The sequence below is a fragment of the Trueperaceae bacterium genome (genome assembly GCA_036381035.1).
In the GTDB taxonomy this organism is placed as follows: Bacteria; Deinococcota; Deinococci; order Deinococcales; family Trueperaceae; genus DASRWD01.
Map to the genome: position 1 here is coordinate 119,468 of DASVDQ010000021.1, position 21,351 is coordinate 140,818.

Here is a 21,351-nt window from a genome sequence, read left to right on the forward strand (position 1 = left end):
CGCCGCGTGGGCGGCGAAGGCCTCGAGGACCCCGACCGCACGCCGCCCACCGCCCCCATCGGGCGGCGGCTCAGTCGCTGGCCGCGGAGGCGGCGTCCAGGCGGGCCTGGATGGCGTCGAGCCGCGACGCCACGAGCTGGGCGACGTCGAGCACCGCGGGCGCGCCCTCAGACTGCGCGCTCTCGCTCGAGCCGAGCATGACCTTGCAGAAGGGACAACCGGTCGCCACGACCTCGGCGCCGGTGGCGAGGGCCTGAGCGAAGCGCTCCTCGGACACGCGCCTGTCCCCCGGCTCCTCCTCCTTCCAGAACTGGGCGCCGCCGGCGCCGCAGCAGAAGGAGTCGTTGCGGCTGTGCTCCATCTCGACGAGCCTCGTGCCGCCGGCCTTCAGCACCTCGCGCGGCGCGTCGTACACGCCGTTGTGGCGCCCCAGGTAGCACGGGTCGTGGAACGTGATCGTGCGCGTGTCGGCCAGCGGCGGCAGGCGCCCCTCGGCCGTGAGGCGCTCGATGAGCTGCGTGTGGTGCACGACCTCGTAGTGGCCGCCCAGCTGCGGGTAGTCGTTCACCAGGGCGTTGAAGCAGTGCGGGCAGGTCGTGAGCACGAGCTTGCTCTTCGCGCTGTCCAGTTTCTCCTCGATGAGCACCGAGTTCAGGGTCTCGACGTTCTCGCTGGCGAGCTGGTAGTAGAGGTACTCGTTCCCGGCGCGCCTGGCCGGGTCGCCGGTGCAGCGCTCGGCCTTGCCGAGGACGGCGTAGTTCACCTTGGCGTGCTCGAGGATCCGCACCATCGCCTTCGTCGTGCGCTGCGCGGCGGGGTCGTACGAGCCGGCGCAGCCGACGAAGAACAGCACCTCGAAGCCCGGGTTCTCCTCGACCGTCGGCACGCTCAGGCCCTCGGCCCAGGCCATGCGGTCGTCCTGGGCGATGCCCCAGGGGTTGCCGGTGCGCTCCATGCCACGGAACGCGTTCTGCAGCTCGGCGGGGAACTCGCCCCGCATCATGACGAGGTCGCGCCTGATGTCGACGATGTCGATCATCTGCTCGCAGCCCACGGGGCAGACCTCCATGCAGGCGCCGCAGGTGGTGCAGGCCCACACGGCCTCTGGCGAGATCGCGAACTCGATGAGCTCCCTGGGGCTCTCCTCGCCCCTGGCGAAGGCCTCGGCGATGAGGTTGAGCTCGTAGCGCTTGTTGATCTCGAGCGCCGCGGGCGAGAGCGCCTTGCCGGTCCGGTTCGCCGGGCAGACGTTCGAGCACCTGTTGCACTGGATGCAGGCGTAGGCGTCGAGGAGCTGCGGGAAGCGCAGGTGCTCGAGCTTGGCCGCGCCGAACTGCTCGGCGGTCTCGTCCTCCAGGTCGAGCGGCTCGAGCGCGCCCGTCGGCACGGGCGAGAGGTCGTCGCGACGGCGCTCGAGCGCGAACTTCGCCGGCGCGGCGAAGAGGTGGATGTGCTTGGAGCGCGGGAAGTAGGGCAGGAACGCCAGGACCAGGCCGAGCGCGCCCCACCAGCCGACGTGCCAGCCGAGCATGCGCCCCTCGCCGAAGCCGACGAGCCCGGCGATGGTCGAGGCGAACGGCTGGAACGGGTCGGCGTGGCCCTCGGCGGCCAGCAGGAACGACTCGGCCGTGAGGCGGAAGCCCACGTGCAGGAGGATGAAGAGCGCCACGATCAGCGAGTCGCGCCGCACGCCCCCCTGCCTGACCTCCTCGTGCAGGTGCGTGCGCTCGTTCTGCCGCATCGCGGCCGGGCGCACCAGGAACCGGCGCAGCAGGAAGAAGACGATGGCGACGAGGATCAGGACCGTGACGACGTCGGACAGCAGGCGGTAGGCGTCGCCGACGGCGCCGAGGTCGAGGCGCGCGGTGAAGCTGCGCGGCAGGAAGCCGTTGAGCCCGTCGATGACGTTGACGAACAGGTAGAGGACGAAGCCGTAGAAGACGAAGGCGTGGAACGTGCTGGCCACGGGCCGGGCGCGGAACACGGTGCGCTGAGAAAGCGTCCTCAGCACGCCCTGCACGGCGCGCGTCACGAGCCGGTTCGTGCGCGGCAGCGGGCCCGCCTGCCCGCGCGCGATGACCCTCACGACCCGCGCGAAGCCCACGTACGTCAGGTAGAAGGACGCGCCGGCCAGCAGGACGAAGGCGACCTTCTCGGCGACGGTGAGCACTGGCTTCCCTCCTGCCCGTACGGGGCGAACGCGGCCTGGGCGGCTGCCTGACGCCCCACTTTACTGTGACCCCGTTCATCACACCTCCCGCGTCGGGGGCGATAGAATCCTGCCACCACGGGAAGGAGGTGGTCCGTATCAGCGAGAGTTCCGATGTGACCAGTGGAGGTGCCCGTCGAGGGTAACCAGGACCGCCTCCTGTGAGAGGAAGGAACCGTGGGTTCCCCTCAATCCAGGCGGACACCGGCTCGCCCCGCTCTCAGGAGCGGGGCGAGTTCTCTTGCGCCCGTCGGCTCTTCGCCCGTCGCCTCGGCGGCGCCGCCTAGCTCTCCGAGCCCCTGCCCACGACCCGCCAGGCGGCGGGCAGGGCGGCCGCGGCGATCGCCAGCTTGATCAGGTCGCCGAGCACGAAGGGCGCCAGGCCGGCCGCGAACGTGGAGGGCCAGTCGAGGCCGAGGGACTGCCGCAGCCACAGCAGGCCGGGCACGTAGACGACGGCGTTGGCCAGCAGCATCGCGAGCGCGCACGAGAGCGGGCTCCTGTCCCAGCCGCGCGTGGAGAGGCGGCCGAGCAGCGCGGCCGCCAGCGCGAACCCGACGAGGTAGCCGCCGGTGGGTCCGAGCGCGTACGCCACGCCCGCCTCCCCGCCGGCGAACACGGGCAGGCCGAGCGCGCCGAGTACCAGGTAGGCGGCGACGGTGGCGAGCCCCAGCGGCGCGCCGTAGGCGGCGCCCACGAGCAGCACGCCGAGGGTCTGGCCGGTCACCGGCACGGGGCCGATGGGCACGCGCACCTGCGAGAGCAGCGCGAGCAGCAGCACGCCGCCGGCCGCGCACAGCAGCGCCCGCGCGACGGCGCCCGCGGCGGGCGCGCTCCGGACGGGCACGAGGTGGTCCAGTAGGGCCGCTGTCCTGTGTGTCATGGCCTGCGATGTTAGCGCGCGCGTGGAGCCTACCTATACTTCTCGAGTGGACCTGGGCCCCGATGAACCCCGCGTCTCCGACTGGGTCGTCACGGTGGACACCGTCTTCCCCAACCAGGTGAACCCCCTGGGCTCGGTGTTCGGCGGGCGGCTCTTGCAGCTCATGGACGTGAACGCGGCCGTCGCCTGCACGCGCTTCTGCCGCCGGGTCGTAGTCACCGCCTCCACCGAGCCCATCGACTTCCGCGCCCCGATCCACGTCGGCGAGATCGTCGAGGTCAAGAGCCGCGTGGCGTGGACGGGGCGGACGAGCATGATCGTGCGCTGCGAGGTGCACGGCGAGAACCCGCTGACCGGCGAGAGGCGGCTGTGCACGGTGGGCCACCTGAACTTCGTGGCGCTCGGCGAGGACGGCAAGCCGACGCCGGTGCCGCGCCTGCGCGTGGAGACGGAGATGGAGAGGCGCCACTGGGAGACCGGCCAGCGCGTCAGGGACGCCATCGAGAGGCGCCGACAGGGCAGGGCCCACCAGCCCTCCTGAGCGCGCCCGACCCCGTCGGGTGCGAGAAGCCACGGCCCCTGAGGGAGCGCCTGGCGTAGAGTCCCTCGTCCACGAGAACCGGGCCGAGCCTCGGCCCACGAGAGGTGGAAGGTGGCCAGAACTACGCGCATCCTGAAGTCGGCCCTGCTCGCCCTGTGCCTCCTGCTTCCGGCAGCTACCGCCGCGGCCCAGGGGCCCGTCTACATCCAGCTGATCCTCGACGCCTCGGGCTCGATGTGGAACAAGCTCGCCGACGGGCGCTACCGCATCGTGGCGGCCAAGGACGTCCTGACCCAGCTCGTCTCCTCGCTGCCGGACCAGGAGGGGCTCAACGTCGGCCTGCGCGTCTACGGCGCCAACTTCTGGGCGAGCGACCCCGGCGCCTGCGAGGACTCGCAGCTCGTCGTGCCCATGGAGGGCGTCGACCGCGAGCGCCTGCTCGCCACCGTCCGCGAGACCGAGGCCCTCGGCGCCACGCCCATCGCGCTGTCCCTCGAGCTGGCCGCCCAGGACTTCCCCGCGGACGGACGCAAGGTCATCGTCCTCATCACCGACGGCATCGAGTCGTGCCGCAGCGACCTGCGCGAGGTCGCGGAGCGCCTGCGGCAGCAGGGCATCGACATCGACCTGCGCATCATCGGCATCGACCTCGACGCGTCGGCCCGCGCCGCGTTCGAGGGCCTCGGCACCTTCGAGAACGCCACCAGCGCCGCCGAGCTGCTGGGCGCCCTGAACCGCGCCGTGGAGGTCGCGCCGGCCGAGGCCACCTACCCGGTGACCGTGACGCTGACGCGCGAGGGGGCGCCCGCCACCGAGGGCGCCACCGTCGAGTTCGTCTCCGCCGTCACCGACGAGCGCTACCCGTTCGCCGCCGGCGACGCCGCCGGCGAGTTCACCGCCGACCTGCCCGCGGGCGCCTACGCGGCGCGCGTCGCCGACGCGTTCTCCGGCGAGCCGCTCACCTTCGCCGGCCTCACCGTCACCGAGGGCGAGAACGCGTTCGCCTTCGAGCTCGCCCCGCGAGCCGAGGTGACCCTGACCGTGGCCGACGAGCGTCCCGCCGCCGGCTCCAGCCTCACCGTCTCCTTCGAGGGCGCGCCGGATGGCCACGGGGAGGTGTGGCTCGCCCCCGCCGACGCCGGCGACGACGTGTGGCTGACGTTCGCGTACGTCGAGGGGCCCGCCGGCGAGGCCGAGCTGCGCGTGCCCGAGGAGCCCGGGGCCTACGAGGCCCGCTACGTCCTCCCGCTGCCCGAGGGCGGCTACGAGGTCGTAGGGCGCGCCGCCTTCGAGGCCCAGGCCGTCACGGCGTCCGTGAGCGCCCCGGCCGAGGCCGTCGGCGGCAACGAGATAGAGGTCGCCTGGGAAGGTCCAGACAACCCCGGCGACTTCATCACGGTCGTCCCGGCCGGCGCCGCGGAGGGCGCCTGGACCGACTTCGCGTACACGGCCACCGGCAGCCCGGCGCGCGTGAGCGTCCCCGAGGAGCCGGGCGAGTACGAGGTCAGGTACGTCACCGGCCAGAGCAACAAGACGCTCGCGAGCACGACCATCGTCGTGACCGAGGCCACGGCTTCGGTGTCGGCCCCCGCCCAGGTCATGGCCGGCGCCGAGGTCGAGGTCACCTGGACCGGGCCGAACAACAGCGGGGACTACATCACGATCGCGCCGGCGGGGTCGCGCGAGGGCACCTACCTCGACTACGAGTACACGACCAGCGGCTCCCCGCTCACCATCAGGGCGCCGGACGAGCCCGGCGACTACGAGGTCAGGTACGTCACGGGCCAGAGCGACAGCACGCTGGCCATGGCGCCCATCGAGGTCACGGCGGCCACCGCCACCGTTGCCGGGCCCGCCGAGGTGGTGGCGGGCAGCCCTATCGAGGTGACGTGGACGGGTCCCGACAACTCCGGCGACTACATCACCGTCGCGCCGGCCGGTTCGCCGGAGGGCACCTACCTCGAGTACGACTACACGGCCAGCGGCTCGCCCCTGACGATCAGGGCGCCGGAGGAGCCCGGCGAGTACGAGATCCGCTACGTGACGGGCCAGAGCGCGTCCACGCTGGCGAGCGCGCCCATCACCGTGGTCCCGGCCACGGCCTCGCTGTCGGCGCCGAGCGAGGTGGCCGCCGGCGAGCGCTTCGACGTCACCTGGGAGGGCCCCGGGAACAGCGGCGACTACATCACCGTGGCCCCGGCCGGTTCGCCGGAGGGCACGTACCTCGACTACGTCTACGCCAGCGGCAGCGGGGCGACGGTATCTCTCAGGGCCCCTGACGAGCCGGGGCAGTACGAGGTCAGGTACGTCACGGGACGCCAGGGGCACACGCTGGCCAGCTTCCCGGTGACCGTGCGCTGAGCGCGGGGTGGGTCGGGCCGCGACCGCGGCGCCCCGACCCGCCCCCGTCACCGTCAGGAAGCTCACGGGCCACTGTTATCCTTGCCGGGGCCGCGCGGGGCCAACCCGGCGCGTGCCGGAGGGAGCATGCCCGACACGCCAGCCGCGCAGGTCGACGTCACGACTCGCGCCATCAACGCCATCAGGGCCCTCACGATCGACGCCACGCAGGCGGCGGGCGACGGCCACCCCGGCATGCCGCTCGGCGCGGCGCCGATGGGCTACGTCCTCTTCGTCGACGCCATGCGCCACGACCCCGCCGAGCCGCGCTGGCCGAACCGCGACCGCTACGTGCAGTCGGCCGGCCACGGCTCGATGCTCCAGTACTCGCTGCTGCACCTCACCGGCTACGACCTGCCGATGGAGGAGCTGAGGCGCTACCGGCAGTGGGGCAGCCGCACGCCCGGTCACCCCGAGCACGGCCACACCGTGGGCGTCGAGACGACGACCGGTCCCCTCGGCCAGGGCATCGCCACGGCCGTGGGCCTGGCGATGGCCGAGGCGCACCTGGCCGCGCGCTACAACCGTCCGGGCCACGCCGTCGTCGACCACCGCACGTACGTGGTCGCCTCCGACGGAGACCTCATGGAGGGCGTCTCCGGCGAGGCCTCCTCGCTGGCGGGCCACCTGGGGCTCGGCAAGCTCATCGTCCTCTACGACGACAACCGGATCTCGATCGACGGCGGCACCGACATCACGTTCTCCGAGGACGTGCTGAAGCGCTACGAGGCCTACGGCTGGCACGTCCAGCGCGTGGCGGACGGCAACGACGTGGAGGCTCTGAGGCGCGCGGTGCGCGACGCCGAGGCCGAGACCGCCAGGCCGAGCATCATCGCCGTCCGCACCGTCATCGGCTTCGGCGCGCCGAACCTCGCCGGGACCCCGAAGGTGCACGGCTCGCCGCTCGGCGACGAGGAGGCCGCGCGCGCCAAGGAGCGCCTCGGCGTCGACTGGCCCGCGTTCACGGTGCCGGACGACGTGCTCGCCCACACGCGCGCGGTGCGGGAGCGCGGCGCCGCCGCGCGGCGCGCCTGGGAGGAGGCCTTCGCGCGCTACGAGCGCGAGTACCCGCGGGAGGCGCGCGAGCTGAGGCGGGTCCTCTACGGCGGCGCGCCCGACCTCTCCGGCCTCGAGCTGCCCCGCTTCGAGCCGGGCGGCAAGGTCGCCACCCGCAAGGCCTCGGAGGCGGCGCTGAACGCCGTGGCGAAGGTCGTGCCGTCGCTGCTGGGCGGCTCGGCCGACCTGGCCGGCTCGAACTTCACCGACATCGCGGGCGAGAGGGCCATGGCGCGCGGCGACATGGGCGGACGCATCGTCCGCTTCGGCGTGCGCGAGCACGCGATGGGCGCCGTGGCGAACGGCCTCGCCCTGCACGGCCTGGCGCCGTTCGTGGGCACGTTCCTCGTCTTCTCCGACTACCTGAGGCCCGCGCTGCGCCTCGCCGCCCTCATGCGCCAGGGCGTGGTCTACGTGTTCACCCACGACTCGATAGGCCTCGGCGGCGACGGGCCCACGCACCAGCCCGTGGAGCACCTCATGTCGCTGCGGGCCATGCCGGGCCTCGTCGTCATCAGGCCCGCCGACGCCAACGAGACGGCCCAGGCCTGGAGGCTGGCCGCCGAGCGGCGCGACGGTCCGACGGTGCTCGCCCTCACCCGCCAGGGCGTGCCGACCCTCGACGTGCCGGACGGCGCCGTCGCCCGCGGCGGCTACGTGATCGCGGAGGCGCGCGGCGGCGAGCCGCGGCTGGTCCTCATCGGCACGGGCTCCGAGGTGAGCCTCTGCCTGCGGGCCCGCGAGGCCCTGGAGGGCGAGGGCGTGCCCACCCGCGTCGTGAGCCTGCCCTCGTTCGAGCTGTTCGAGGCCCAGGACGCCGCCTACCGCGAGAGCGTGCTCCCGCGCGGGGTGCGGGCCCGCGTGACCGTCGAGGCCGGCGCGACGCTCGGCTGGGAGCGCTACGCCGGCGACCTGGGCGAGACGGTCGGCCTCGACGACTTCGGCGCCTCCGCGCCCGGCGACGAGGTCATGCGCCGGCTCGGCTTCACGGCAGAAGCGGTGGTCGCCGCAGCCAAGAGGTCTCTGGCGCGCCTATGATGCGGCGCTTCACCACACGACTGGAGGTCCGATGAGAACCACCGCCACGAAGCTCCTGCTGACGGTAGCGCTCGGCCTGGCCGGCGCCGCCGCGGCCGCCGACCTGCCCCGCTTCCTGCCCGCGGAGACCCTCTTCGCCGTGGGCGTCGAGGGCCTGTCCGAGCACGAGGCCAAGGCGCGGCCGTTCATCGAGGAGTGGGAGCGCCTGAACCTCACCGAGCTCCTCGAGACGGCCTTCGCCGAGGAGGTGGGCGAGGAGCCGACGGAGGTGCCCGAGCTGGGCGCCGGCCTCCTCGACCTGCTCGGCCGCGAGGCCTGGCTGGCCGTCTCGGCGTCGCAGTTCAACCCGCTGCCGGCCGTCACGGTGCTGGCGCTCGTCACGCCGGAGGGCATGGCGGCGGTGCAGGACCTGCTGGCGGAGGTCGAGACCGCGGGCGAGTCAGAGCAGATGACCGAGGGGGACGTGACCTTCACGGTCGTCACGCCGGCTGACGAGGAGGAGATCCCCACGCCCATCGCCTACGCCCTGTTCGACGACGTCGTCCTCGTCTCCACGAACCCCGACGTCGCGCGGGGCGTGCTGCGCCGCTACCAGGGCGCCTCCGAGCCGAACCTCGCCGAGAGCAGCGGCTACCTCGGCACGATCGGGGCGCTGCGCTCCGGCAACGCCTACACCTACCTCGACCTCGCCGCCGCGGTCGACGTCGCCGCGCCCTTCGCCGCCGGGATGGGCGTCGACGCCCTCGTCGAGCGCCTCGGCGCCGCGGCGGACACCGCGGGCGTGTACGGGAGCGTCACGACGATCACCGACGACGGCTTCCAGAGCCTCTCGGTGCGGGTGCTCGGCAGCGAGCAAGGCGACCCGCAGCTCTACGACCTGCTCTCCGGCGGCGGTCCCGTGAGCGACGACGCCCTGGCGTTCGTGCCCCCCACGGCGCTGGGCGTCTCCGTCGGCACCGCGAACCTGCCCGGCTGGTGGTCCTGGATAGGGGACGTCGTCGCCTCCGACCCCTCGCTCGGCATCACCGACCTCGACCAGATGGTCATGGACGCCGTCGGCCTCGACCCGCAGCGCGCGCTGTTCGGCTGGATGGGCGAGGAGTTCGCCGCGATCACCATGGGCTACGGCGCGGCCACGGCCATGCCCACCGACCTCACGAACCCGCTGGGCGAGTCCGTCTACCTCGTCGAGGCCACCGACGAGGCCGCCGCGTCCGCCGGGCTGAACGAGTTCTTCACGCTCGCCACCGGCTTCGCCTCCACGATGATGGACCCGATGGGCGAGGGCGGCATGGTCGCGCCGGCGCAGCGCGACGTCGGCGGGGTCGCCGTCACCGACTGGCAGCTCGCCGAGGGCTTCACGATCAGCGTCGCGGTCACGGACGGCTACGCGCTCATCGCCACCACGCCACAGGCCATGGACGCCGCGCTCGGCGCCCGCAACGGCGGCGCCACGCTCTCGGCGACCCTGTCGCCGCTGCGCGGCCGCGTGCCCGACGGGGTGACCTCGTTCACGCTCTCCGACGACCGCGCCGCGCTGGGGTTCGCCACGCAGACGCTCGTCGACCAGTTCGGGATGCTCAGCGGCATGGCCGGCGGCGACATCGACTTCGAGGCCGTGGAGGCGGCCAGCTCCGCCCTCTCCGAGTTCCTCGCGTTCGTCACCGAGAGGTTCAGCGGCTCGGTGTCTTACAGCACCGTCGACGGCGCGACGGTCACGAGCGAGGGCTACTCGTTCGTCGACTGGTGAGCTCGCGCCACAGGCGCGCCACCCGATCCTCTAGCTCGCCCAGGTCGCCCGCGTTGACCACCACGTGGTCCGCGCGGGCGACCTTCTCGTGGGCGGGCATCTGGGCGGCCTCGCGCCGCGCGACCTCCTCGGCGCTCAGCCCGGAGCGCGCGGCCAGCCGCCGCGCCCTCACCTCGGGCGGGGCGTCGACGACCACGACGACGTCGTAGTCGCCCTGCAGGCCCGCCTCGAAGAGCAGCGGCACGTCGTGAACGATCGCCGGAGGCGGCGCCGGCGAGCGCTCCAGCGCGGTCATCAGGTCGGCGGCGCGCCTCCTCACCCAGGGGTGGACGATGCCGTTGAGCCTGGCCAGCGCCTCCGGGTCGCCGAACACCCGCGCGGCCGTGGCCGCTCGGTCGAGCGTAGGACCTCCCGGCCCGGCCACCACCAGGTCCTCGCCCAGCTCGCGCGCGATGCCGGCGAGCACCTCGGGGTCCTCGGTCGCCTCGCGGGCCAGGGCGTCGGCATCGATGACCGCGGCCCCCAGACGAGACAGCAGCCGCGCTACCGTCGACTTGCCCGCGCCGATGCTGCCCGTGAGGCCCACCCGCACGGGCCGCGCCCCGCGGCGAGGACCCCCGCCCGCGCTCGCCGGGCCGGCGCTGCTCACCGGTTCCGCCATGGACGCATTCTCACCCGGCGGGCGCCGCTACGCTGGCGGCATGAGGCCGGCCCGCGCCCGCCGCGCCGTCCGTCCGCGCGACCTCGACCCCGGCGCGTTCGCGCCGTGGCCGGAGGGCGGCCTGCTCGTGGGCGGCGCCGTGCGCGACGCGCTGCTCGGCCAGGAACCGCGGGACCTCGACTGGCTGGTGCCCGACCCGCACGCGGCCTGCGAGGCCGCGGCAGCGGCCGTCGGCGGCTCCTGCTTCCCCCTCGACGAGGAGCGCGGCCACTGGCGCGCCGTGGCGCCGGGCGGCGCGGCCACCCACGACTTCGCGCCGCTGCGGGGCGATGTGGCCGAGGACCTGAGGCGGCGTGACCTCACCGTCAACGCCCTCGCCCTCGACCCGGACGGGCGCGTGCACGACCCGACCGGGGGCCTCGCCGACCTGCGTTCCGGCACCGTGAGGATGACGTCGGAGGCGGCGCTGCGCGCCGACACCGTGAGGCCGCTGCGGGCCGTGCGCTTCGCCGCGGGCCTGGGCTTCGCGCTCCACCCTTCCACGTCCGCGTCCGTGCGCGCGGCCGCCGACGACCTGCGGGCGGGGCGGCTGCCCGCCCCCGCCCCCGAGCGCGTGCGGGACGAGCTGACGGCGCTCCTCACCGGCCGGGACCCGGCGGGCGCGCTCGCCCTCGCCGACGAGCTCGGGCTCCTCGAGACGTTCCTGCCCGAGCTCACGGCCGGCCGCGGCGTCGACCAAGGACCGCTCCACCACCTCGACGTCCTGGGCCACTCGCTCGAGGCGCTGCGGGTGCTCGACGCCACGTTCCCCGAGGCGAGCCTGGCGGAGCGCCTGGCGACGCTGCTCCACGACGTCGGCAAGCCGGTCACGGCGGCCCCCGGACCGGCGGGCAGGCCCACCTTCCACGGCCACGACGCCGCGGGCGCCGACCTGGTGCGGGCGGCGCTGTCGCGCCTGCGCTTCGACGGCGCCACGGTGCGTCGGGCGGCCGAGCTGGTGAGGCGCCACATGCTCCCGCTGCCGGCGACGGAGCGCGCCGCCCGGCGCTTCGCTCACCGGCACCGCGCCCTGCTGCCCGACCTGCTGAGGGTGATGCTCGCCGACAGGGAGGCGGCCCGCGGCAGGGCCGCCAGCGCCCCCGCGCGCGTGCGCTACCGCCTGGCGATGAGCCGCGTGCTGGCCGCGCTCGAGGAGCAGCCGGAGGCGCCGCCGCTGCTCACCGGCGAGGACGTCATGGCGCTGCTCGGCATACCGCCCGGACCCCGCGTGGGCGAGGCGCTGCGGCTCGTGGCCGAGGCGAGGGCCGTGGGCGACGTGAAGGACCGCGAGGGCGCCGCGCGCCTGCTCAGGCGCTACGCGGACGCCCAGGGCTGGGACGGTTCGCGGGGCTGAGGCTGCGGGCCCGGGCTCGAGGGGGCGACGCCGGGCCGAGCGTGACGGGACGCGCCGCCGTGAGCGCCGCGGCTCAGTTCGTCGGCTGGCCGGAGACCTGCGCGACGAGGTTCGCCATCTCGATCGCCGCCACGGCAGCCTCGGCGCCCTTGTTGCCGGCCTTGCCGCCGGCCCTGTCGAGCGCCTGCTCCATGGTGTCGGTCGTGAGCACCCCGAACAGCACCGGCACGCCGGTGTCGAGCGAGGCGCGCAGGACGCCGCTGGTCACGGCCTGGCAGACGTGGTCGTAGTGCGAGGTCTCGCCGCGGACCACCGCGCCCAGGGCGACGACGGCCCCGTAGGCGCCGCTGGAGGCCAGGCGCTCGGCGACGAGCGGGATCTCGAACGCGCCCGGCACCCGGGCCACGTCGACGGCCTCCTCCGGCACGCCGTGGCGAGCGAAGGCGTCGAGGGCGCCGGCGAGGAGCCGCTCGGTGACGAGGGAGTTGAAGCGGCTCACGACCACCGCGAAGCGGCGGCCCGCCCCGGTGGCCTGGCCGACGAGCTCGGCCACGGCCTAGGGCAGCACGACGTCGAGCACGATGTCGTCCACGGCGGTGACGACGGCGTACTCGGGTCGCTCGGCGGGGAAGCGCACGGTGAAGACGTTCCAGCCCGGCTGGAGCTGCAGCTCGACGCCGCCGCCCGTGAGGGTGGCGGCCTTGTCGACGTAGAGCAGCGTGAAGAAGCCGAGCGGCTCCTCGAGCTGCGCGATGCCGACGTAGATCTTGTCCTGCACGCGGTCGAAGGCGCCGTTGCCGTTGTCGTCGACGTACATGTTGAAGCGGGCGACGGCGACGTTGACGTCGTCGGGCGTGACCCGGTACTCGTTCTGCAGTCCGGGCAGGATGACGGCGCCGCTGCGGAACGGCCGCATCTCGGCCGCGGGCACCTCGGGGGGCGTGATGCTGAAGTTCGCCAGGGTGGGCTCGACGCTGATCACCTCGTAGCCCCACACGTTGTCGGCGTCCACCACGTGCAGCGAGACGCGCGTTCCTGGCGCCAACGGCTCCTCGCTCTGGACGATGCCTGAGAAGGTGGCTGGGGACTGGGCCGCGGCCGTCGCGCACAGCGCCAGCAGCGCGGCTAGAAGGAGTCGTCTCATGGCGGTCTCCAAGTCAGGACAGGCTAACACGGGCCCTTCCCGTGCGGTTTTCGTGTTCCTCAGGGAACCTTCACGCTGCCGAGCCCTCCCAGACGGTCGGGCCCCGAGGTCCCGGCCGATGCTAGCAGACGGCCACGGCGCCGCGAATGTGGGGCCGGGAGCCCGCCTCACGCGCGGAGGACCCGGCGGCGTCGCCTCCCGCGCACGGTCGGCCCGGCGGCGTCCCGCCTCACGCGCCGTAGCCGTCCGGGTTGGCGCTGTGCCAGGCCCAGGCCGAGGCCACGATCTCCTCGAGGGACGTGCGCCGCGGACGCCAGCCCAGCTCGGCGGCGGCCTTCGCGGCGTCGGCGACCAGCACCGGCGGGTCGCCGGGACGGCGAGGCGCCTCGACCACGCGCAGGTCGGCGCCCGTGACCTCGCGGCACACCTCGACGACACGCCGCACCGAGAAGCCCTCGCCGTTGCCGAGGTTGTAGGCGGCGCCGCTGCCGGGGCGCAGCGCCTCGAGGGCGAGCACGTGGGCGGAGGCCAGGTCCTCGACGTGGACGTAGTCGCGCACCGCGGTGCCGTCGGCGGTGGGGTAGTCGGTCCCGAACACCCTCACCTCGTCCCTCCGCCCCAGCGCGGCCTGCAGCACCAGCGGGATGAGGTGGGTCTCCGGCCTGTGGTCCTCGCCGCGCCCCGCCGCGGCGCCGGCGGCGTTGAAGTAGCGCAGGGCCGCGTACCCGAGGCCCTGGGTCGCGGCGAGCCAGTGCAGCAGCCGCTCGATCGCCAGCTTCGTCTCGCCGTAGACGCTCTCCGGGCGCAGCTCCGCCGTCTCGGGGATCGGCACGGCGGCGGGCGTGCCGTAGACGGCCGCGGTCGAGGAGAGCACGAAGCGCCGCACGCCGGCCTCGGCGCAGGCCTCGAGCAGGGCGATGGCGCCGCCGACGTTGCGGCGGTAGTAGCGCAGCGGCTGCTGCATCGACTCGCCGACGAGCGAGAGCGCGGCGAAGTGCATGACGGCCTCGACGCCCTCCTCCCGCATGAGGCGGGCGACGGCGGCGGCGTCGGTCACGTCCTGGACGACGAGGCGCGCGCCTCCCGGCACCGCGGCGCGGTGGCCCGTCGAGAGGTCGTCGACGACGACGACGCCGTGGCCCGCGTCCAGGAGCGCCTGGGCCGTGACGCTGCCGATGTAGCCGGCGCCGCCGGTGACGAGCACGTTCATGGCTGGCGAGCCTACCGCCGCCCGAGCGCGCCTGGGAACCCCCACGGCCGGCGAGGTCGAGGCTCGTCCGCCGACCATGCGGGCCTGAAAACCTCGGGCCGGGCGTGGCATGCTTACGGGGTACGACGGGAGGAACGTCATGACTGTCCAGCAGAAGTCCGCCCCGGCCAGCACCCCGGCGGTGGAGGCGGGCCTCATCTTCTTCGACGGCGAGATGGTGCCGGCTCAGGAGGCGAAGGTCAGCGTCCTGACGCACGCCCTCCACTACGGCACCAGCGTCTTCGAGGGCATCAGGGCCTACGCCACCGACCGCGGACCCGCCGTCTTCCGCCTGCGCGAGCACTCGCAGCGCCTGCTCGACTCGGCGCGGATCATCGGCATGCGCCCCGAGTGGACCGTCGAGCAGATCGACGAGGCGATCCTCAGGACGATCGCCGCGAACCGCATGCAGTCGTGCTACATCAGGCCGCTCATCTGGTACGGCTCCGAGTCCCTGGGCGTGAACCCGGGGCGCAACCGGCTCCACTTCATGGTCGCCACGCTGCCGTGGGGCGTCTACCTGGGCGAGGACGCCGTGCGCAAGGGCGCGGCCCTGATGACCAGCTCGTGGCGTCGCTCGGCCCCCGACATCATGCCGACGAAGTCCAAGGCGGGCGGCAACTACGTGAACTCCGTGCTGGCGAACCAGGAGGCGCGTGAGCTCGGGTTCGACGAGGCGCTCCTCCTCGACCCCAGCGGCTTCGTCGCCGAGGGCTCCGGCGAGAACGTCTTCTTCGTGAAGGGCGGCGTCCTCTACCCCATCGCCCACTCGGTGAACCTCAGGGGCATCACGCGCGACTCGGTCGTGAAGATCGCCGAGTGGCAGGGCACGGAGGTCGTGCCCACGATGGCGACGCGCGACGAGCTCTACACCGCCGACGAGGTGTTCATGGTCGGCACGGCCGCCGAGGTCACCCCCGTCGCCTCCATCGACAGGCGCCCCATAGGCACCGGCGTGGCCGGCCCGTTCTCGCTGGCGATGCGGAAGACGTACCTCGACGTCGTCTCGGGTCGCGTGCCCGAGTTCGAGCACTGGCTCACGTACGTGAACGACTGATCGACCAGCTTGACGGCCGCCGCCCTCGCGCTGGTCCTCGGGTCGGCGCTGATCCACGCGACCTGGAACCTGCTCGCCAAGAGGGCGCGGGGCGGCGTGGCGTTCCTGTGGCTGCTCACGGCCGGGACGGCGGCGATCTACGCCCCGGTCGCCGGCCTCTACGCCTACCTGAGCCGGCCGGCGCTCACCGGCTGGCACGCCCTCGCCGCGCTGGTGTCGAGCGCGATCCACGTGGGCTACTTCCTCTGCCTGCAGCGCGGGTACCGGGTGGGCGACCTCTCGCTCGTCTACCCGCTGGCCCGCGGCAGCGGACCGGCGATCGCGACGGTCCTGGCCGTCGCGCTGCTCGGCGAGCGACCCTCGGCGGCGGCGCTGTGCGGCGCCGCGCTGGTCGTGCTGAGCGTCGCCGTCCTCACCGGCTGGCGGCGTCAGGGGTCCCCGGGCGGCGGGCGAGCGGCCGTCCTCTACGGCCTGGGCACGGGGGTGTTCATCGGCGCCTACACGGTGTGGGACGGCTGGGCGGTGCGCGCGCTGGGGGCGCCGCCGGTCCTCTACCTCTACCTGGGCGAGGTGGGCCGGCTCGCGCTGCTCGCCCCCTTCGTGCTGGCGCGCCTCGAGGCCGGCGAGCCCGCCCGCACCTGGCGGCAGAGCCGCTGGGAGGCGCTCGGCGTGGCGGCGCTTAGCCCCCTCGCCTACCTGCTCGTGCTCACGGCCATGTCGTTCACGCCCGTGAGCCTCATCGCGCCCGCGCGCGAGGTGAGCATCCTCGTGGGCGCGGCGCTGGGCGCCCTGCTGCTGCGCGAGGGCTTCGCCGGGCGCCGCCTGGCGGGGGCGGCCGGCATGGTCGCCGGCGTGGTGCTCCTGGCGCTGGGCTAGCCGCGACCGGCACCGCCGGCGCGTACGACGCCGGCGCCGGCGCCGGGCTCCCAGACCGGCTAGTAGTGCCCCAGCAGCCCGAGCCGCATGGCGCGGCGCTCGAAGAGCTTGAACGCCACGAAACCGAGGGCGAGGTAGACGGCGCCAGAGACCCACAAGGAGGCCCAGTCGGCGGCGGTGAACGACGCCAGCGAGACGCCGTCGGCCAGGACGCGCCTGACCATGTCGATGCCCTTGGCGGCGGGGGCCAGTTCCAGAAGCGGCGCCTGGGCCAGCGGCACGTAGGAGATGGCCATGAGCACGAACTGCGTCATCTGCAGCATCGAGCCCACCTGCTTGTAGACGAGGGTCAGGCCGGCGACCAGGTAGGCGAGGCCCATCACGGCCAGTAGCGTCGGCGGCAGCAGCGCCGCCAGGGCGCCGACGTCGACGGTCAGCCACGTGCGCGCCGTGAGCATGCTGAGCGCCATGAGGCCGACGAGCAGGGCCAGGTCGATGAGGAGCGTGGCGACCATGCGGAAGAGCAGGATCAGCCAGGCGGGCACCGTGCCCAGGTAGAGCTGCTCGAGCGTGCCGCGCAGCGCCTCGTTGGAGAGCTCCCACCCCATCGAGTTGACGCCCATCATCAGCAGGAACCAGAAGCCGTTGGCCACCAGGACGTGCCTCACGGCGCTGCCGAGGTCCGCCTCGCCGCCGACGAAGCGGATGCCGAGGAGGAGGAACAGGAAGATCGCGTAGAAGGTCACGATCATGCTGATCGTGTTCGGCAGGTAGCGGCGCAGCTCGATGACCGCCTTGACCAGGTTCGCGCGGAACGAGTGGAGGTAGCCCTCAGAGAGCAACGGTCGCCTCCTTCAGCGCCAGGGGCGGCGGCACCGACGGGCCGACGCCGCCGTCCTGCAGGAGCCGCCTGAAGACCTCCTCGAAGCGCGGGGTGGTCCGCTCGATGCCCTCGATCTCCGCGCCCGCCGCGCGCAGGTCGTCCATCAGCCGGTAGAGCTCCCCCGCCTCGGCGAACTCGACCTCGAACGAGGCGTCGTCGCTCGCCGCCATGGCGTAGCGCGCGCGGAGCCGGGCCATGGCGTCCGCCGCCAGGGGCGCGGCCAGGACGACGCGGAAGGCCCGCGACCGGAAGAGCCTGAGGAGGTCGGCGACGAGCGCGTCGGTGACGACCCGGCCGCCAGAGACGACGACCACGCGCCGGCACAGGTCCTCGACGACGGGCATGTCGTGGGTGGAGAGCACGACGGTGCGGCCCTCCGCCGCGATCTCGCGCAGGAGCGAACGCACCTCGTGCCCCGTCTCGACGTCGAGGCCCAGGGTCGGCTCGTCGAGCACGAGCACGTCGGTGTCGGCGATCAGCGCCACGGCGATCGCCAGCTTCTGCTGCATGCCGCGCGAGAGCTTGGCGACGACCTCGTCGCGCTTCTCGGCGAGGCCGAACCTCTCGAGGAGCCCTTCCGACCGCCGCCGCACCTCCCGCGCGGAGCGTCCGCGGTTGCCAGCGAAGTAGACGAGGTTCTCCATCACCGACAGGCGCCAGTAGAGGTTGCGGTTGCCCTCGAGCACCGCCGCGACGTGCCTCACGGCCCTCCGGCGCTCCGTGCGGGTGTCGTGACCGGCCACGCGGACGCTCCCGGCGTCGGGGTGTACGAGCCCGCAGGCCATCTTTATCGTCGTGGTCTTGCCCGCGCCGTTCGGCCCCAGGAGTCCGACGACCTCGCCGCGCGCGACCTCGAACGTGACCCCGTCGACGGCCGTGACGGTCTCGCGTCCCGCACCGCGGTACGTCTTGCGCACGTCCCTGACCTCGATCAGGCTCGCCTCAGACATCTGCCATGGCTCCCCTCGGCCTCCCCCGGACCAGGAGGGCGGCGGCCCTCCCCGGTGAACCGACGTGCCGCGTGGGGCGGGCCCACGCGGCACCTCTGGGTACTCGCACCTGAGCGATTGTAAAGGGCTGCTTTATAGCTGTCAAGAACTCGCTTGCCAGTGTCTCAGCGCGCGCTGCGGAAGCCGAAGCCGTGACGCTGGCTCTGCCAGCTGAAGACCGCGCGCTCCTGCTTCGCGGCGGCCGCGGCCCGGAGGCGGGCGAGGGCGGCCTCGCGCCTCGCGCGCCTGCGCTCGGCGCTCACGGCGTCGGCGACCACGTCCTCGGCGGCCCAGCGCCTCAGGTCCTCCACGCGGTAGTTGGCTGCGCGCAGCAGGAAGTGGCTGTTCTGGAACATGAGTGGCCCTCCGTGGGTCCTTGCCTGGAGCCTCGGGCCACTGCTGCTCGAGCTGCGACTACCCTCCGTCGGGGTCGAGCCTCGCTCAGCGGTTGGCCCAGTGGTGCTGCTTGCGGGGAAGGCGCTCGCCGTCGGCGTACCCGGCGCGGCGCAGGCGCTCGTCGCGGCGCGAGTAGGCAACGCCTGAGCGCTGGCTGCGCGGCGCGACGTACTGGTGGATCGGGACCAGGAGCATCGTTGACACCTCCTTCCGGCTCTCTCTAGCGGGCCCAGCGGCCCTTCCTCTCGCGGGCACGGTTGCCCGCTCGTGGATCGCGGGCGCGAGGGCCCGCGGGTCTGGGCGCGGCGGCGCGCCCGGGACGCTCAGCGGTTTCCGATGGCGGGCCGGCACGCGGCCCTGGCGGTCACCTAGGTTCGACTTGGGTTGGGGCTGTCTCTGCCGGCGGTCAGGCCGGTGCCGCGAGGAGGCGGCAACGGATCGGGCGCGAGACTGCCGGCGCGTGGCTGATGTCCGTCATCGTCTACCTCCCCACGGGCTTCCGCCGACCTTCGGCCTGGCGGGGGAGCCGAGGCTCCCGAGCGCCAGACTCTAGCAGAAGAGTCGGGGGTGCGCAAGCCCCCTGCGGCCGCCGGGTCTGGGCCGAGTGGCGACCGGGGCGGAGGTCTTATATGATGCCGCCAGACGAATGAGAGCGGCGAGCCGGCCCCCTTGCGGGCCGGCTCTAGCTCAGGAGGTCGTGCGACGGTCCGAACGGCAGCCGCTGCGGCGCTGCCGTCCGTCGTAGGGTCGAACTCTCCGACGCAGCCGGGAGCCTCCCCCGAACGACGGGCGACGCCAACGACGCCCCGGCGCCGGGCGGGCCGGCACACGACATGGAGGTCTCGAGCGGTGCGCCCCAGGGAGCGAGCGAGAGGCGACACACCTAGTTCCCGCCCCGTCCCGGCGGCGGAGGGCGCCGCGGCGGGCGCGGCGTCCCTCGCGTCGCGCGGCGGGGCGGCGGGCGCCGAGCCGCCTGTGGCACGGCTCGAGCGCCGCGCCCCGGCGGGGTGGGCGCGCCGGTTCCTGGCCAACGGCAGCGGCATGATCGGCCTCGCGGGCGTGGTCGTGGTCGTCGTCGTCGCGCTCGCCGCGCCCGTGCTGGCGCCCCACGACCCCTCGCACCAGTACTTCGACGGGCTGACGCTCGAGGGGGACCCGCTGCCGCCCTCGAGGCGCTTCCTCATCGGCACGGACCTGCTCGGCCGCGACCTGCTCTCGCGCGTTATATACGGGGCCCGCGTGTCGCTGCTGGTGGGCGTGGCGGCGAACGGCGTCGCCGTGCTGATAGGGCTGCTCGTCGGCGTCCTGGCCGGCTACTTCCGCGGCGCCGTCGAGACGGCGCTGATGCGCCTCACCGACGTCATGACGGCCTTCCCCGCGCTGATCCTCGCGATCGCCCTGGCCGCGATCCTGCGCCCGAGCCTGTGGATCGTGGCCCTCGTGATCGCCCTCGTGAACTGGGTCTGGATCGCCCGCGCGATCCACGCCCAGGTGCTCTCGATCGCGCGGCGCGACTTCGTCGAGGCCGCCTCCGCCCTGGGCATGAGCACGTTCCGCACGCTGCTGAGGCACATCCTCCCGCACCTGGTGTCGACGCTCATGGTCTTCGGCACGCTGGGCATCTCCACGACGGTCCTGCTCGAGGCGTCGCTGTCGTTCCTCGGCGTGGGCGTCCAGCCGCCGACGCCGTCGTGGGGCGGGATCATCAACGAGAGCCAGTCGTACTTCCTCAACGCCCCCTGGCTCGTGGTCTTCCCCGGCGCCGCGATCCTGCTCACCTCGCTGTCGTTCAACCTGCTCGGCGAGGCGCTGCGCGACGCCCTCGACCTGGCGGAGCGGCGGTGAGGCCGTGATCCCCTACCTCGTCAAGCGTCTCCTCCAGTCGGCGTTCGTGCTGTTCGGCGTCACGCTGGTCACGTTCCTCCTCGTCTACCTGCTGCCGGCCGACCCGGCCCGGATGATCGCGGGACGCAGCGCCACCGTGGCGACGGTCGAGAGCATCAGGCACGAGCTCGGTCTGGACAGGCCGCTGCCCGTGCAGTACGTCAGCTACCTGAGCGGCCTCGTGCGCGGCGACCTCGGCAGGTCGTACGCGCAGCGCGCGCGGGTGTCCGACCTCATCGCCTCGCGCTTCGCGCCCACGATGCAGCTGGCGCTGGCCGGCATCTTCTTCGAGCTGCTCATCGGCCTCCCCGCCGGCATCGCGGCCGCCATGAGGCGCGGCTCGCGCTTCGACCAGTTCGTCATGACGCTGGCGTTCGTGGGCGTCTCGGCGCCGCAGTTCGTCGTGGGCCTCATCCTCCTCTACCTGCTCGCGTTCCTCGTGCCCGTCTTCCCCCTGGGCGGCTACGGCACCCCGCTGCACATCGTGCTGCCCGCCGTGTCCGTCGGCCTGGCCGGCGGCGGCTGGTACGCGCGCGTCACGCGCAGCGCCGCCATCGACGTCCTGCGGCAGGACTTCGTGAGGACCGCGCGCGCCAAGGGCGTCTTCCCCAGCCGCGTCGTCCTCAAGCACGTGCTGAAGAACGCCGTGCTGCCCGTCGTCGCGCTCGTCGGCCTCGACATCGGCGTGTTCATGGGCGGCATCGTCGTCGTCGAGTCGGTGTTCGGCTGGCCCGGCATCGGCCAGATGATCTGGCAGGCGATCCAGCTCGTCGACATCCCCGTGATCATGGGCGGCGTGCTGGTCACGGCGCTCTTCGTCGTCGTCGGCAACCTCCTCGCCGACGCGGTCTACCCGGCCCTCGACCCTCGCATCCGCTACCAGTAGGCGGCGGCCCCGGCTCCTGCCGGGTCTCAAGCAGTGCGCGTCAAGCGCGGAAGGAA

19 protein-coding genes are annotated in these 21,351 nt (G+C 73.5%); 9 read left to right on the plus strand and 10 right to left on the minus strand.

Annotated elements, in window-relative coordinates:
* Positions 1-70: 70 nt before the first annotated feature.
* Both VF202_02915 and VF202_02920 read right to left on the minus strand, forming a co-directional pair.
* Positions 71-2,170 (minus strand): (Fe-S)-binding protein, encoded by a 2,100-nt coding sequence (locus VF202_02915; GenBank protein ID HEX7039047.1) that lies wholly within the window; start codon positions 2,168-2,170, stop codon positions 71-73.
* A 322-nt stretch (positions 2,171-2,492) separates the two neighbouring features.
* On the minus strand, positions 2,493-3,092 hold the full coding sequence (locus tag VF202_02920) for a biotin transporter BioY (GenBank protein HEX7039048.1): 600 nt from the start codon (positions 3,090-3,092) through the stop codon (positions 2,493-2,495).
* Between the two features lie 46 nt (positions 3,093-3,138).
* Here VF202_02920 and VF202_02925 point away from each other — a divergent pair, with 46 nt between their 5' ends.
* From VF202_02925 to VF202_02940, 4 genes are all read left to right on the plus strand, one after another.
* Positions 3,139-3,633: an acyl-CoA thioesterase gene (locus VF202_02925; GenBank protein ID HEX7039049.1), complete on the plus strand. Its 495-nt coding sequence runs from the start codon at positions 3,139-3,141 to the stop codon at positions 3,631-3,633.
* A gap of 111 nt (positions 3,634-3,744) precedes the next feature.
* Positions 3,745-5,994, plus strand: a complete 2,250-nt coding sequence (locus VF202_02930; protein HEX7039050.1) for a VWA domain-containing protein — start codon at positions 3,745-3,747, stop codon at positions 5,992-5,994.
* A gap of 126 nt (positions 5,995-6,120) precedes the next feature.
* On the plus strand, positions 6,121-8,127 hold the full coding sequence (gene tkt, locus VF202_02935) for a transketolase (protein ID HEX7039051.1): 2,007 nt from the start codon (positions 6,121-6,123) through the stop codon (positions 8,125-8,127).
* 31 nt (positions 8,128-8,158) lie between these two features.
* Positions 8,159-9,877, plus strand: coding sequence for a DUF3352 domain-containing protein (locus VF202_02940; protein HEX7039052.1), 1,719 nt, complete (start codon positions 8,159-8,161; stop codon positions 9,875-9,877).
* Here the strand turns inward: VF202_02940 and coaE are convergent.
* Entirely contained in the window at positions 9,843-10,538 is a 696-nt protein-coding gene (coaE, locus tag VF202_02945) for a dephospho-CoA kinase (GenBank protein ID HEX7039053.1), read from the minus strand. The genes VF202_02940 and coaE overlap by 35 nt on opposite strands.
* Positions 10,539-10,578: 40 nt before the next feature.
* Between coaE and VF202_02950 the strand changes: the two genes are divergently transcribed.
* Positions 10,579-11,931: an HD domain-containing protein gene (locus tag VF202_02950; protein HEX7039054.1), complete on the plus strand. Its 1,353-nt coding sequence runs from the start codon at positions 10,579-10,581 to the stop codon at positions 11,929-11,931.
* A gap of 73 nt (positions 11,932-12,004) precedes the next feature.
* On the opposite strand, the gene ribH is transcribed toward VF202_02950, so the two are convergent.
* The 3 genes from ribH to galE form a co-directional block, all read right to left on the minus strand.
* Positions 12,005-12,484 (minus strand): 6,7-dimethyl-8-ribityllumazine synthase, encoded by a 480-nt coding sequence (gene ribH, locus VF202_02955; protein ID HEX7039055.1) that lies wholly within the window; start codon positions 12,482-12,484, stop codon positions 12,005-12,007.
* A 3-nt stretch (positions 12,485-12,487) separates the two neighbouring features.
* A complete protein-coding gene (locus VF202_02960) occupies positions 12,488-13,075 on the minus strand; it encodes a hypothetical protein (protein HEX7039056.1) in 588 nt (195 codons plus the stop codon).
* Positions 13,076-13,304: 229 nt separating this feature from the next.
* A complete protein-coding gene (gene galE, locus VF202_02965; protein ID HEX7039057.1) occupies positions 13,305-14,285 on the minus strand; it encodes a UDP-glucose 4-epimerase GalE in 981 nt (326 codons plus the stop codon).
* A 139-nt stretch (positions 14,286-14,424) separates the two neighbouring features.
* On the opposite strand from galE, the gene VF202_02970 reads away from it, so the two are divergent.
* Together VF202_02970 and VF202_02975 are read left to right on the plus strand one after the other, a co-directional pair.
* Positions 14,425-15,381 (plus strand): branched-chain amino acid transaminase, encoded by a 957-nt coding sequence (locus tag VF202_02970; protein HEX7039058.1) that lies wholly within the window; start codon positions 14,425-14,427, stop codon positions 15,379-15,381.
* A 9-nt stretch (positions 15,382-15,390) separates the two neighbouring features.
* On the plus strand, positions 15,391-16,257 hold the full coding sequence (locus VF202_02975; protein HEX7039059.1) for a DMT family transporter: 867 nt from the start codon (positions 15,391-15,393) through the stop codon (positions 16,255-16,257).
* Between the two features lie 59 nt (positions 16,258-16,316).
* On the opposite strand, the gene VF202_02980 is transcribed toward VF202_02975, so the two are convergent.
* The 4 genes from VF202_02980 to VF202_02995 form a co-directional block, all read right to left on the minus strand.
* Positions 16,317-17,099 (minus strand): hypothetical protein, encoded by a 783-nt coding sequence (locus VF202_02980; GenBank protein HEX7039060.1) that lies wholly within the window; start codon positions 17,097-17,099, stop codon positions 16,317-16,319.
* Positions 17,089-18,090 carry an ABC transporter ATP-binding protein gene (locus VF202_02985; protein ID HEX7039061.1) on the minus strand — a complete coding sequence of 334 codons (1,002 nt, stop codon included), beginning with the start codon at positions 18,088-18,090 and terminating at the stop codon, positions 17,089-17,091. Before VF202_02985 ends, VF202_02980 begins: the two co-directional genes overlap by 11 nt.
* A 164-nt stretch (positions 18,091-18,254) precedes the next feature.
* Positions 18,255-18,485, minus strand: coding sequence for a hypothetical protein (locus tag VF202_02990; GenBank protein HEX7039062.1), 231 nt, complete (start codon positions 18,483-18,485; stop codon positions 18,255-18,257).
* Positions 18,486-18,570: 85 nt separating this feature from the next.
* Complete coding sequence (locus VF202_02995; GenBank protein HEX7039063.1) at positions 18,571-18,720, minus strand: hypothetical protein; 150 nt, start codon at positions 18,718-18,720, stop codon at positions 18,571-18,573.
* Positions 18,721-19,500: 780 nt separating this feature from the next.
* Between VF202_02995 and VF202_03000 the strand changes: the two genes are divergently transcribed.
* On the plus strand, positions 19,501-20,370 hold the full coding sequence (locus tag VF202_03000; GenBank protein HEX7039064.1) for an ABC transporter permease: 870 nt from the start codon (positions 19,501-19,503) through the stop codon (positions 20,368-20,370).
* A 4-nt stretch (positions 20,371-20,374) separates the two neighbouring features.
* Complete coding sequence (locus VF202_03005) at positions 20,375-21,295, plus strand: ABC transporter permease (GenBank protein HEX7039065.1); 921 nt, start codon at positions 20,375-20,377, stop codon at positions 21,293-21,295.
* Positions 21,296-21,351 lie beyond the last annotated feature (56 nt).

Excerpts from the sequence above, each read along its gene's own strand:
- VF202_02920 (HEX7039048.1), bottom strand. The coding sequence starts at position 3,092 with ATGACACACAGGACAGCGGCCCTACTGGACCACCTCGTGCCCGTCCGG.
- VF202_02985 (HEX7039061.1), bottom strand. The coding sequence starts at position 18,090 with ATGTCTGAGGCGAGCCTGATCGAGGTCAGGGACGTGCGCAAGACGTAC.
- VF202_02950 (HEX7039054.1), top strand. The coding sequence starts at position 10,579 with ATGAGGCCGGCCCGCGCCCGCCGCGCCGTCCGTCCGCGCGACCTCGAC.
- galE (HEX7039057.1), bottom strand. The coding sequence starts at position 14,285 with ATGAACGTGCTCGTCACCGGCGGCGCCGGCTACATCGGCAGCGTCACG.
- VF202_02990 (HEX7039062.1), bottom strand. The coding sequence starts at position 18,485 with ATGTTCCAGAACAGCCACTTCCTGCTGCGCGCAGCCAACTACCGCGTG.
- coaE (HEX7039053.1), bottom strand. The coding sequence starts at position 10,538 with ATGGCGGAACCGGTGAGCAGCGCCGGCCCGGCGAGCGCGGGCGGGGGT.
- VF202_02960 (HEX7039056.1), bottom strand. The coding sequence starts at position 13,075 with ATGAGACGACTCCTTCTAGCCGCGCTGCTGGCGCTGTGCGCGACGGCC.
- VF202_02970 (HEX7039058.1), top strand. The coding sequence starts at position 14,425 with ATGACTGTCCAGCAGAAGTCCGCCCCGGCCAGCACCCCGGCGGTGGAG.
- VF202_02995 (HEX7039063.1), bottom strand. The coding sequence starts at position 18,720 with ATGCTCCTGGTCCCGATCCACCAGTACGTCGCGCCGCGCAGCCAGCGC.
- VF202_02940 (HEX7039052.1), top strand. The coding sequence starts at position 8,159 with ATGAGAACCACCGCCACGAAGCTCCTGCTGACGGTAGCGCTCGGCCTG.
- tkt (HEX7039051.1), top strand. The coding sequence starts at position 6,121 with ATGCCCGACACGCCAGCCGCGCAGGTCGACGTCACGACTCGCGCCATC.